Source organism: Flavobacterium franklandianum, assembly GCF_007097365.1.
Lineage (GTDB): Bacteria > Bacteroidota > Bacteroidia > Flavobacteriales > Flavobacteriaceae > Flavobacterium > Flavobacterium franklandianum.
Genome location: NZ_VJZR01000002.1, coordinates 13,230 through 26,521, shown reverse-complemented (window position 1 = coordinate 26,521; position 13,292 = coordinate 13,230). Strand labels below are relative to the sequence as shown.

At 35.6% G+C, this 13,292-nt stretch carries 11 protein-coding genes; 1 reads left to right on the top strand and 10 read right to left on the bottom strand.

Annotated elements, in window-relative coordinates; translation table 11 throughout:
* Positions 1-218 precede the first annotated feature (218 nt).
* From FNW17_RS02610 to FNW17_RS02585, 6 genes are all read right to left on the bottom strand, one after another.
* On the bottom strand, positions 219-1,583 hold the full coding sequence (locus tag FNW17_RS02610) for a quinol:cytochrome C oxidoreductase (RefSeq protein ID WP_143390689.1): 1,365 nt from the start codon (positions 1,581-1,583) through the stop codon (positions 219-221).
* Positions 1,584-1,604: 21 nt separating this feature from the next.
* Positions 1,605-2,156, bottom strand: coding sequence for a c-type cytochrome (locus FNW17_RS02605; protein ID WP_143390690.1), 552 nt, complete (start codon positions 2,154-2,156; stop codon positions 1,605-1,607).
* Positions 2,157-2,164: 8 nt separating this feature from the next.
* The gene (locus FNW17_RS02600) at positions 2,165-2,689 is read right to left on the bottom strand and encodes a DUF3341 domain-containing protein (RefSeq protein ID WP_143390691.1); all 525 of its coding nucleotides are present in this window, start codon (positions 2,687-2,689) and stop codon (positions 2,165-2,167) included.
* Entirely contained in the window at positions 2,682-4,085 is a 1,404-nt protein-coding gene (gene nrfD / locus FNW17_RS02595; protein ID WP_143390692.1) for an NrfD/PsrC family molybdoenzyme membrane anchor subunit, read from the bottom strand. Before nrfD ends, FNW17_RS02600 begins: the two co-directional genes overlap by 8 nt.
* Positions 4,086-4,115: 30 nt before the next feature.
* On the bottom strand, positions 4,116-7,184 hold the full coding sequence (locus FNW17_RS02590; RefSeq protein ID WP_144070802.1) for a TAT-variant-translocated molybdopterin oxidoreductase: 3,069 nt from the start codon (positions 7,182-7,184) through the stop codon (positions 4,116-4,118).
* Between the two features lie 98 nt (positions 7,185-7,282).
* On the bottom strand, positions 7,283-8,614 hold the full coding sequence (locus tag FNW17_RS02585) for a c-type cytochrome (RefSeq protein ID WP_143390694.1): 1,332 nt from the start codon (positions 8,612-8,614) through the stop codon (positions 7,283-7,285).
* Positions 8,615-8,859: 245 nt separating this feature from the next.
* Here FNW17_RS02585 and FNW17_RS02580 point away from each other — a divergent pair, with 245 nt between their 5' ends.
* On the top strand, positions 8,860-9,219 hold the full coding sequence (locus tag FNW17_RS02580) for an SPOR domain-containing protein (RefSeq protein ID WP_235893233.1): 360 nt from the start codon (positions 8,860-8,862) through the stop codon (positions 9,217-9,219).
* Positions 9,220-9,344: 125 nt separating this feature from the next.
* Here FNW17_RS02580 and FNW17_RS02575 read toward each other — a convergent pair whose 3' ends face one another.
* The 4 genes from FNW17_RS02575 to infB all read right to left on the bottom strand — a co-directional run bounded on the left by FNW17_RS02575 (position 9,345) and on the right by infB (position 13,196).
* Positions 9,345-9,632 (bottom strand): hypothetical protein, encoded by a 288-nt coding sequence (locus FNW17_RS02575; protein ID WP_143390696.1) that lies wholly within the window; start codon positions 9,630-9,632, stop codon positions 9,345-9,347.
* Between the two features lie 36 nt (positions 9,633-9,668).
* Positions 9,669-9,941 (bottom strand): ankyrin repeat domain-containing protein, encoded by a 273-nt coding sequence (locus FNW17_RS02570; RefSeq protein WP_143390697.1) that lies wholly within the window; start codon positions 9,939-9,941, stop codon positions 9,669-9,671.
* Positions 9,925-10,230, bottom strand: a complete 306-nt coding sequence (locus FNW17_RS02565) for a hypothetical protein (RefSeq protein WP_144070800.1) — start codon at positions 10,228-10,230, stop codon at positions 9,925-9,927. Before FNW17_RS02565 ends, FNW17_RS02570 begins: the two co-directional genes overlap by 17 nt.
* Before the next feature lie 77 nt (positions 10,231-10,307).
* Positions 10,308-13,196 (bottom strand): translation initiation factor IF-2, encoded by a 2,889-nt coding sequence (gene infB, locus FNW17_RS02560; protein WP_143390699.1) that lies wholly within the window; start codon positions 13,194-13,196, stop codon positions 10,308-10,310.
* Positions 13,197-13,292: the final 96 nt, after the last annotated feature.

The following is a 13,292-nucleotide window of genomic DNA, read 5'->3' as shown; positions in this document are numbered from 1 at the left end:
AATTAATTTCAAATATATTTATCTTAATATACCTAAATTATATTAATTGATTTAACAAAAAAGAAGAAAGCTTAATAACTAAAATACTTACATTCTATTTATACCTGTTTTAAAATTTTCATCAATAAATTGTTTCCAATAAAAGTTAAAATGAAAAGGAAAAAAAAGGCTGATTCAAGAAAAGTGAAACAGCCTTTAAAATATAAACTATTTGAATTCTAGTAATGAAAATGTTTACTTTCTTCAATGAATGGATTTCTTTTTGGCAACAACGGTACTTTTGTCAATGCTGAAAAAACAACATATATAAACAATCCCATGAAGAACAAAACAGAAGCAATTTCTGAAACTCCAATAAACCACTGGTCGCCAACAGTTCCTGGCATAATCATATTGAAGAAATCAATATAGTGTCCTAACAATATTACCGTTCCAGCCATTACAAGTACCCAAGAAATACGTTTGAAATCCGTATTAATTAATATCAATAATGGAAAAACAAAATTCATAACTACGGCTCCAAAGAATGGAAGGTTATACAATTCTATTCTGGTAACAAAGTAAGTTACTTCCTCTGGAATATTAGCATACCAAATCAACATAAATTGTGAAAACCACAAGTAAGTCCAAAACACACTAAAACCAAACATAAATTTCGCTAAATCGTGAATGTGACTTGTATTTACGTGTTCTAAAAATCCTTTAGATTTTAGATATAAAGAAACTAAACATATTGTTGTTATAGCACTTACTATAAAACTTGCGAAAACATACCATCCAAACAAAGTACTAAACCAGTGTGGATCAACAGACATTATCCAATCCCAAGACATTATTGATTCTGTAACAATAAAAAATACTAAAAATCCAGCTGACATTTTGAAGTTCTTTTTGTAGAAACTATCATCGGTTGATTCATCCTGAGCCAAACAATTTTTTCTAGAATAATACCTGTAAAGATTCCAACCTATCAAGAATATAGCAGCTCTAATTATCCAAAACGGGAAGTTTAAATACCCTGATTTGTTTGCAATCAATTTGTCATGCGCAACTACTTCTGGATCCATCCAAACAAACAAATGATTTAAATGAATATGTTCCGAATTTGTTATTCCGATAATAACTAAAAATATAAAGAAAATTACAGATCCAACAGGTAAATAAGCCGTGATTCCTTGCATTACTCTAAATAATACTGGTGACCAACCTGCTTGAGCCACTTGCTGAATGGCATAAAAAGCCAAAACACCAAGAGTAACTAGCAAAAAGAAAATACAGGCAACATACAAAGCAGCCCAAGGTTTGTTTTGCAATTGATGCAAGACATGCTCCAAATGTTCTTTATGTTCAGTATCAACAGATACTACTTTATGCTCAGCTGTTTCGGCTTTGTGCCCTCCAGCTACTTCGTGCTCTTCGGTTGATTTTGAAACTTCATGACTTCCGTGAGCATCTGCAGCAAGAATTTCTTCTACTGCTTGAATATCTTTGGGTGCAGCATAAAAACCATATCCAATTCCTAAAAGTCCTGCAACCATTAGTATTAGAGAAAATGTTTTTAATTTACTTGAAAATGTGTACATATCTTTTACGATGAGTTTGTTTTATAATTTACTTTTTAGCTCCATCACATACGCTGCAACCATCCAACGCTCTTTTTTGCTCAATTGATTGGCGTGTGAACCCATTAAATTAAGACCATACGTTCCAACATGAAAAATACTGCCTTCGTTTATTACTCTATCTTTATAACTAGGAACCCCTAGAAATTTACCTTGAGTAACGAGTTTTCCTTGTCCATTTCCAGCATTACCGTGACAAATGGCACAATAAATTTCATATAAAGCTTTGGCTTTTTCCATATCTTTTTCAGATAACGTTCCAAGTGGCGATTTTAGATTTGCCGCTTTAACAGCAATCAAGGCCTCAGGCGTATCTGGATATTCATACACTTCAAAACCTCTGTTTATGGTTCCATCTACCGGAAGTTGCCCTTCTTTACCACCCTTAAAAACTTCTGCTTGAGAATAAGTATTATAACTTACCGACTCATACATATTTGGCATGTATTGATAGTTTGGTTTTAAATCGTCTTTACATGACGAAACCAAAATAGTAATACCTACTAAAAGTGTTGTTTTATATATGCTTTTCATATCCACTATTAATGCTTATCTATTACTTTAACTTCTACTGCTCCTGTATTCTCGAAAAAAGAAACCAATTCTTTCTCGTTATCGTTTACTGCAACTTCCATTAAGAAATGGTCATCGGTAGTACGAACATCTGGATTTTCGGCTTCTTTAAACGGCCATAATCTACTTCTCATATAAAAAGTAATAACCATTAAATGCGCTGCAAAAAATACTGTTTCTTCAAACATAATTGGTACGAAAGCTGGCATATTTTCAATATAACTGAAACTTGGTTTACCTCCAATATCTTGCGGCCAATCTTGAATCATTATATAATTCATCATCCAAGTTCCAAATGAGATTCCGATGCAACCATAAATAAAAGCACAAATAGCTAATCTTGTTGGTGCCAATCCCATTGCTTTATCCAATCCGTGAACCGGAAATGGAGTAAAAACTTCTTCAATATGATGATGCGCTGCACGTGTTTTCTTTACGGCATCCATCAATATATCATCGTCATTATAAATGGCGTGTATTACTTTATTACTCATGGTGTGAATCTTTATTTGCTGCTCTCGCTTTTATAAAATTATCTCCAGTTCCTTTCAAAATTGTTTTTACTTCTGCCTGAGCAATCACTGGGAATGTTCTAGCATACAATAAAAATAACACAAAGAAGAAACCTATTGTTCCAATGAAAATTCCAATATCGACAAATGTTGGCGAAAACATCGTCCAAGATGACGGAAGGTAATCTCTGTGCAACGAAGTTACGATAATTACAAACCTTTCGAACCACATTCCAATATTTACCACAATCGAAATGATGAAAGAGAACATAATACTTGTTCTTAATTTTTTGAACCACATAAATTGTGGAGAAAATACATTGCAAGTCATCATTGACCAATACGCCCACCAGTAAGGTCCAGTAGCTCTGTTCAAGAATGCGTATTGTTCGTATTCAACTCCTGAATACCAGGCAACAAAAAGTTCAGTGATATAAGCAACACCTACGATAGAACCTGTAATCATAATTACAATATTCATTAATTCGATATGTTGAATCGTAATGTAAGCTTCAAGGTTAGATACTTTTCTCATAATGATAAGCAAAGTATTTACCATTGCAAATCCTGAGAAAACTGCTCCAGCCACAAAATATGGAGGAAAAATGGTAGTATGCCAACCTGGAATTACCGAAGTAGCAAAGTCCATAGATACAATGGTGTGTACTGAAAGCACAAGTGGCGTAGCCAAACCTGCAAGAACTAAGGAAACTTCCTCAAAACGTTGCCAGTCTTTTGCTCTTCCGCTCCATCCAAAACTCAAAATAGAATAAACTCTTTTATTGAAAGGAGTTATTGCTCTATCTCTTAACATTGCAAAATCGGGCAACAAACCTGTCCACCAGAAAACCAATGAAACCGAAAGATAGGTTGAAATTGCAAATACGTCCCAAAGTAATGGTGAATTAAAGTTTACCCAAAGTGATCCAAATTGATTCGGAATTGGAACAACCCAATAGGCTAACCAAGGACGCCCCATGTGGATGATTGGAAATAAACCTGCTTGAATTACAGAGAAAATTGTCATCGCTTCTGCAGAACGGTTAATCGCCATTCTCCATCGTTGACGGAATAATAAAAGTACTGCCGAAATCAAAGTTCCTGCGTGACCAATACCAACCCACCAAACGAAGTTAGTAATATCCCAAGCCCAACCTACAGTTTTGTTTAATCCCCAAGTACCAATACCTGTTGAAATAGTGTAAACTATACAGCCCAATCCCCAAAGGAAGGCTATTAATGCGATCGAAAATACAATCCACCATTGTTTGTTGGCTTTACCTTCAACGGGTGCAGCAACATCTACTGTTACATCGTGATACGTTTTATCACCTATGATTAAAGGTTTTCTAATGGGAGCGTCGTATATATGAGACATAATCCTTTAAATTGATTTTTAAATTATCTTTTAAGTATTTCTAACTTTAACGTGGTAAATCACATTTGGTTTTGTTCCAACGTGCTCTAACAAATGATACATTCTTTCGTCTGCAACCAACTTGGCAACTTGACTTTCTTTATCATTGATATCTCCAAAAACCATCGCTCCAGTAGTACAAGCACTAGAACAAGCCGTTTGGAATTCGCCATCAACAATTGCTCTTCCTTCGTTTTTGGCTGCCAAAATAGTTGCTTGTGTTTTTTGAATACACATGGAACATTTTTCCATAACCCCACGAGAACGTACACTCACATCTGGATTCAATACCATACGTCCTAAATCGTCATTCATATGGAAATCAAATTCGCTATTTTTGTTGTATAAGAACCAGTTGAAACGACGTACTTTATAAGGACAGTTGTTAGCACAGTAACGAGTACCAACACATCTGTTATATGCCATATGATTTTGACCTTGACGGCTGTGTGATGTAGCTGCAACAGGACAAACTGTTTCACAAGGTGCGTGATTACAGTGCTGACACATTACAGGTTGGAAAGCCACTTGTGGATTATCCGATGCGCTTTCCATTTCATTAAATGTAGAAAGTGAACTTGATAAACCGGAAATATTTTCTTTTCTTTCGTTGTCGCCCGCAAAAGTTTCTTCGGAAGAATAATACCTATCAATACGCAACCAGTGCATATCGCGACTTCTTCTTACCTCAGATTTCCCAACTACAGGAACGTTATTCTCGGCGTGGCAAGCAATAACACAAGATCCACAACCTGTACAAGCATTTAAATCTATCGAAAGGTTGAAATGATGTCCTACTGAGCGATCAAATGAAGCCCATAAATCAACTGTTGTTGCTTGAACTTCTTTGTGATCCAATGATACCATTGGTTGTTCATTCCAAAATTCTGCATCTTTGGTATTGAATATTTCTAAAGTAGTTTCTTTAATAATATCGCCACGACCCATTAACGTTTTTTGACCTTGAACACAAGCAAATTCGTGCTCTCCACCAGCTTTTGTTAATGTTACCGATTGTACATTACTGAAACCTTTATATAATGAGTAAGCGTTTACACCTACTTGCATTTCTTCTTTTAAAGCTGCCTTTTTACCATAACCAAAAGCCAAACCTACTGTTCCAACAGCTTGTCCTGGCTGAACAATTACCGGAACATTTTCTAATGTAAACCCATCAGCGGTTTTGATAGTAGCATAACTTCCGTTCAAACCACCATTGGCAACAATTTCGTTTGACAATTCTAATTTCTTGGCATCAGCACCAGAAACAGTAACATAATTATCCCAAGAAACTCTTGTGATTGGATCTGGAAACTCTTGTAACCAAGGATTGTTTGCTTGCTGACCATCTCCTAATCCAGTTTTTGTATATAAAACCAATTCAAAACCTTGCGCTCCTTTTGATTGGGCCAAAGCAGTTGCAGCACCACTATAATCAGCTGTGCCTCCTGCAGTTGTTGGTATTGTGCCAACAAAGATTCCGTCGTGTAAAACTTGATTCCAAGTTGAACCAGAAATTATCGATGCTGAATTTGCTTTTAAATAATTGTAATAAGTTCCAGCAATACCATTCAAAGACAATAAAACTTCTTGAAATTGTTTGGTATCGAATAAAGGACGAATCGTTGGTTGAGTCAAACTATACGTTCCTCTTGTTATGCTTACATCTCCCCAAGATTCTAAATAATGAGGCGCAGCTGCAGCAATAGTAGTAATCGAAGCAGTTTCATCTTCTTTCAAAGAAAATGAAGCCGAAAGACTAACTTTTTTTAATCCATCAACAAAATCTTTTGAATTTGGTAAAGAATAAACTGGATTCACACCGCTCATAATCAAAGTATGAACGCTTCCTGCCTTCATATCAATAATCAATTGAGCTACTTTTTGGTTTGAGCCTTTTCTGATTTGTCGTGTTCCAACTGTTGTAAAAGATTCGCTATTCAATACTTGATTGATAGCTAAAACCAACAATTGTGCATTTTTATCTTGAATACCAGAAACCAAAACTCCTTTGCTTCCAGATTTACCCAATTCTTGAGCAATTTTTGAAACTTCAGCTTTTAATTTTGCATCCAATGTTACTGGAATTGATGCTCCAGCAACTAAATTATATATAAGTACTAATGCTTGCTTTTGATTGGCAGTTGACATCGCAACACGTTTATCGGCAGCAGCACCAGACAATGTCATATTAGATTCCAATTGGAAATGACGAGATATTTTTTGATTTCCTTTTGGTCCTTGAGGAATTCTTCCTTTTGCATAACTTGAACCATAATTTCCACCTTGCCAATCTCCTAAGAAATCTGCACCAACAGAAACAATTACTGAAGCTTTTGAAAAGTCATAATCAACCAAAGCTCTTTCGCCATAAACGGTTTCGAATGCGTCTAAAGTTTCTGATTCAGAAACAGCATCGTAGATAACGTGTTTTGCATTTGGATTTTTATCTAGAAATTCAGCAATCAACTTTTCAGTCGATGGACTTGCCAATGTATTGGTCAAAAGAACAACTTGTCCTCCTTTGGCTTTGGCATCAGCCAAACTTGATTTTAGTTTTGAATCCACATCAACCCAAGTTGCCGTTTTACCAGCAATTTTTGGCTCTTTCAAACGCATACTATCATATAATGACAATACTGATGCGTGAATTCTGGCGTTGGCGGCAAATTTTGCGCCTACCATTGTATTATTATCCACTTTGATAGGACGCCCTTCACGAGTTTTTACTAAAAGATTAGCAAAGTCGAAACCATCAAAAACTGTAGTTGCATAATAATCGGCAATTCCAGGGATAATTTGTTCTGGCTGAACTACGTAAGGTATTGACATGTGAACAGGACCTTCGCAAGCTGCAAGTGTGGCTGCCGCAGTGGTAAATCCAACGTACTTTAAAAAATCACGACGTGTTGTAGCTGTTGATGACAAAGCACCACCGTTTCCTAAAAATTCATCAGTAGGAATTTCTTCAACAAATTCGTTATTTCTAAGCGCCTCAACAATAGAACTATTTCCGTCTAGTTCTTCAACACTTTTCCAGTATTTTTTGTTTGATGACATATTCTATATAAATATTAGCTTCTTAATTTTTTGTTTCAAGTTTCTTTTGTTTCAAGTTTAAAGTTTCAAAAACCTGAAACTTTATACTTTAAACTGTTTTAATAATGGCATTTACCACATTCCAATCCACCCATTTGTGCTGCAGTCAATTTTTCTACACCATATTTTTTGGAAAGTTGTTCGTGTATTTTGGTGTAATATTCATTGCCTTCCATTTTAACTTCTGTCTTTCTGTGACAATCTATACACCAACTCATGGTTAGCGGCGCAAATTGTTTTTGAATTTCATATGTTTGAACTGGACCGTGACAGGTTTGACATTCTATTCCGGCAACATTCACGTGCTGTGAGTGGTTGAAATATACAAAACTTGGCAAATTATGAATACGAACCCATTTTACTGGTTCTGTTTTACCGGTGTATTTTTGGTTTTCTTTATCCCAACCCACCGCTTTGTATAATTTATCGATTTCTTTATCGTAAAAATCTTTAGAATACTCCTCTGTTGCTGTAGTGTCAGATACTTCAGCGATATTTTTGTGGCAATTCATACATACATTCAAAGAAGGAATTCCTGAATGTTTGCTTACACGTGCAGATGAGTGACAGTAGTTACAGTTAATTCCATTACTTCCTGCGTGAATTCTGTGTGAGTAGTGGATAGGCTGAACTGGAGCGTAGTCTTGATCAACACCAATTTGCATCAAATAACCATACACAAAAAATGCACTAGCCAATAATAAGAATATAGCCGAAACCAATATTAAAAACTGATTTTTCGCAAAGGCTTTCCAGATAGAAATAGTTGGTTCTTTTGGAGCAACACTGATTCCATTTGCAGCAGCAACTTTTCTTAGTACATTGTTTACCAATACTAGCATAACTACAAGTATTGCCATTACTAAAGACAAAGCGCCTAAAATTATATTATTAGAAATTCCACCAGCATTACCATCTGTTCCAGGAACTTTTTCCCCAGCAACTGGCACAGGAGCTGCAGCTTTTGGTTCCATTGTGTAAGCAATGATATTATCAATATCTGCTTCCGACAATTGAGGAAAAGCACTCATTGGTACTTTGTTGTATTCTTCATAAATCTTTACAGCACCAGCGTCGCCTGATTTAATTAAATCTGCGCTGTTGTGAATCCACTTATAAAACCAAGCTTTTTCATACTTAGCACCAACACCTCTTAGCGCTGGACCAGTTGCTTTTGCATCTAGTTTGTGACAAGCCGCACAATTAGTGTTGAAAATCTCTTTCCCTTTTACTGGATCGCCACCCGAACTAACTGTCGGAGATGCTGTAGGAGTAGCTGTTGCAGCAGGAGCTGCATCTTGTGCATAAGAAGTTAACGATAAGCTTAACATTAAAACTAAGCTTAAATATAATTTTCTTGTAATCGAATTATGGTAACCCACCTTTTTCATATAGTTAGTGATTATCTACAATGTTGAATATGATTTTTCCCAAATATAAAATATGATAAAAATCACTTTTTCTTAAATATTCGACAAAAATACACTTTATGAGTTATTCTCAAAACCTTAAAATAGTCTTAAATATAATTTATATTGATTCTAAATAGCGATAGCACTTCTATTTAATTCAATAAACACTATTTTTGTATAAAATTATTCAAATAATGAAAATTATAGCCCTAAAAAAAATTATTATGTCTTGCATATTTATAGGCATTTCAATAAATTACTCAAATGCTCAAGACCAAAACGTTACGGTAAATCAAGATCCAAAATTTGAACAATTGTTAAACGAAAAACGCAAAATAAACACTTCGCTCACCGTAAATGACTCCTACAAAATTCAGATTTTTACCGGTAGCAGCGAAAATGCAAAAAAAACGCTGAACGAATTCAGACAAGAATTTACAGCTATTGACGCTACAATCATTTTCAATACTCCTAATTATAAAGTTTGGGTTGGCAGTTTTAGAACTCGAATTGAAGCCGAAAAAACTTTGGCAGACGTTAAAGATCGATACAAAAACGTGCTTTTGATAAAACCGAGTAGGTAGAAATTAATTTTTAATATGAAAAAAAGCAACTCCAATTTGAGTTGCTTTTTTGTTGTATTATTGTTGTAAATACAGATTAAACCAAATAATCCCCACATCCAACAACGTTGTTTTGTAACGTTAAGCTAATATCTTTTCACATACTCCTGCCAATTGTCAGGATACATATTTTTCATATATTCTACAGTTCCTTCAGGAATAGGTTCTTTATCGTAATCTAATCCTTTCGCTTTCAAGAAAGCAACCACCTTCATTTTATATTTGTATTGTTCCGAATCTAAATCAATCATAGAACATCTTAACAAGTACAAAACAGAAACATCTTCTCCTTCAATTACTGTAGGCGTTATCGGTTTAGTATAATCTGCTCCTTTTTCTATAAGATATAAAGCTACATCCATTTGTTCTGACATCAAAGCTTGTCCAAAAGCTGTTTGAATGATTCCTTTTTAAGCATAATTGATAACAACCCCAGCTTCCACAAACAATTTTACTTTTTCAAAGTCGTTTTTCCCGTCTATAGCAGAAATACAAGCGGTTAATGTAGAATTTCTTTCTGAACTGATTCTTTTTTTTGGTCCAGAAAATACATTTTCTATCGAATTAGGGTCATCTTTATAGTCTAATAGTAGTTTTAAGTATTTGGGGTCATCATTGTCTGCGGCAACTATTACAGGTGTTTCTCCTTTAAACGTAGTGTGCAAATTAGGCTTTCCTCCCAATTCTAATAGTGTTTTTTGCAGAATCGTACTCACTATTAAAGATAGCTAGCATCAGTAAGGTATTCCCAAACCGAGATTCTTGATAATCTACCGAAACCTTTTTTTGAAATACTTCTTCCTTTATTTTTTTAACATCTCCAGCTTCAACTGCTTTAGCAAGTACCCAGGCCGGAGTATCTTGAAACAATCTGTAATCGTTGCCCATTAATTTGCTTTTATCAACTAGTGTTTCCTGATTATAACAACTGGTAAGACAAAACAAAAGACCAATAGAAATTAATTTTTTCATGCTTTAAATTATTATCAACCAAAGCTAAACAAAAAAAATCCCGATTGCTCGGGATTTCTTATGAATATATCGAAATTTTATTTCAATTTCTTTTTGATCGCTACTTCGTGGAACGCTTCGATAACGTCTCTTTCCTCGATGTCGTTGTATCCCTTTATTTGAATACCACAATCGTACCCTTTGGCTACTTCTTTAGCATCATCTTTGAAACGTTTCAAGGCGATTAGCTCACCTGTGTGAACCACAACACCTTCACGAATGATTCTGATTTTGGCATTTCGGGCAATTTTACCATCCATAACCATACAACCAGCAATTGTACCTACTTTAGAAATTTTGAATAACTCTCTAACTTCTGCAGTTCCAAGAATTTCTTCTTTCATTTCTGGCGCCAACATTCCTTCCATCGCGTCTTTCAAGTCATCGATTGCTGCGTAAATGATAGAATAATAACGGATATCAATTTCTTCTTTATCGGCTAATTGTCTTGCATTTCCAGCAGGACGAACATTAAATCCGATGATAATCGCATCGGAAGCAGAAGCCAACATTACGTCAGTTTCAGTAATCGCTCCAACACCTTTATGAATAATATTGATTTGAATTTCGTCAGTAGATAATTTAGAGAACGAATCAGACAAGGCTTCAACAGAACCATCCACATCCCCTTTAAGGATGATGTTCAATTCTTTAAATTGACCCAATGCAATTCTACGTCCAATTTCATCCAAAGTAATATGTCGTTGTGTACGAACCGATTGTTCACGCATCAATTGAGAACGTTTTGAAGCAATTTGTTTGGCTTCTTTTTCGTCTTCAAAAACGTTGAACTTGTCACCCGCAGTCGCCGCACCATCTAAACCTAATACAGAAACCGGAGTTGATGGACCAGCTACAGTCACAATATTCCCTCGTTCATCGTGCATGGCTTTAATTTTACCGTGGTGTTTTCCAGCCAACATATAATCCCCAATTTTCAAGGTTCCGTGTTGCACTAATATGGTAGAAACGTATCCTTTTCCTTTATCCAAAAACGCTTCTACAACAGTTCCTTGTGCCGCTTTGTTTGGATTAGATTTCAAATCTAAAAGTTCTGCTTCTAATAATACTTTTTCTAATAATTCTTTTACACCTGTTCCAACTTTCGCCGAAATATCATGTGATTGAATTTTTCCACCCCAATCTTCAACTAGCAAATTCATTCCTGCTAATTTTTCTTTAATTTTCTCAACATTAGCATTTGGCTTATCAATTTTGTTGATAGCAAATATAATTGGCACGTTTGCAGCCTGAGCATGAGAAATGGCCTCTTTAGTTTGTGGCATTATATCATCATCGGCAGCTACTACAATAATAGCAATATCGGTAACTTGAGCACCACGAGCACGCATTGCGGTAAACGCTTCGTGACCAGGTGTATCAAGGAAAGCAATTTTTTGACCGTCTTCCAATGTTACTCCATAAGCACCAATGTGCTGTGTAATTCCTCCAGATTCACCCGCAATAACATTTTCTTTACGAATATAATCCAGCAAAGATGTTTTACCGTGATCGACGTGACCCATTACTGTTACGATAGGCGCTCTATAAACTAAATCTTCTTCTTTATCTGGAACAACTTGAATCGCTTCTTCAATGTCAACTGTGATAAATTCGACTTCGTATCCAAATTCGTCACAAACTATAGTCAATGTTTCTGCATCAAGACGCTGATTCATAGTAACCATGATTCCAAGTGACATACAAGTTCCAATCACTTTAGTAATTGGCACATCCATCATAATGGCGATTTCACCAACGGTTACGAACTCAGTAACTTTAATAGTTTTACTACCTTCGTCTATCGCTCTTTGCTCGTCATCCGATTTTTGGCGGTGTGTATCTCTTTTGTCTCTTCTATATTTAGCTGCTTTCGATTTACCACCTTTACCTTGTAGTTTCTCTAAAGTCTCTCTAATTTGATTTTTAACTTCCTCTTCGGTAGGTTCAACTTTAGCAGTGATTGCTGGTCTTGCCCCCTTCACAAAGCCAGGTCTTGCACCTCTGTTGGCATTAAATCCGCCACCTCCAGCATTTGGAGTAATTTTATTAGGATTTGGCGCACCCGGAACTCCAGGAATCGCAGGCGGTCTTGGCGCACCCGGTTTAGGCGCAATCCTTTTTCGTTTATTTTTGTTAGCATTATTTGCCGCACTTCCAGGTGCTCCAGGAGTTCCAGGTTTGTTTGGCGTAATTTTAGGCTCTTCTTTTTTCTTTTTAGGCTTATTAAACTGAGATAAATCAATAGTTTGACCTGTTAAAGTAGCACCAGATAATTTTGTGTATTTTGTAGTGATTGTTTCCTCTGAGGAAACTTCGGTTACTTCTGGAGCCGTTTTCTTTGGAACTTCAACTTCAGTCTTTTTTGCTTTAATTTCGACAACAGGTTTTACCTCATTTGTCTCAACTACAATTTTTTCTTGAACAGGTTCTTTTGGAAGTGACTCTTTTTGAATAGGCTCCTTGTGAACTGGTTTTTCTTTAGGAATTTCAGCAACGGGAAGCGGAATGTTTTCAACAACTGGTGTTGGAGCTGGTGCTGGTGTTGGAATTTCTTTTTTTGGATTAAGATCGATTTTTCCAATATGCACTGGACCAGAAATATTACCTTTTGCTCTAATAATTTCTTGACTTTTTAAGCGTTCCTCGTCTTGTTTGCGCTTATCCTCAACTTCTTTTTCTCTTTCAATTCGCAAAGCTTCTTTCTCTTTCCTCTTTTCTTCACCTACCTCTTTTGAAGCTTCTTTGTTGCCCTTGTCTCCCGCAAATTGATTTTGCAGAATGTTATATTCTACTTCAGAAATTTTTGTGTTGGGATTTGATTCAACAGAAATACCCTTATCTTTAAGATAATCCACAGCTCTTTCTAAAGAAATATTAAATTCCCTTAAAACTTTGTTTATTCTAATAACTTTCTCTTCAGACATAAAACCTTTTTAATATTACCTTTTTTTTTACTCTAGCCCTCTCGAAAAGAAAGAAATCAGAATGATTTTTTATTATTTCCTCACACTAACCCTCAG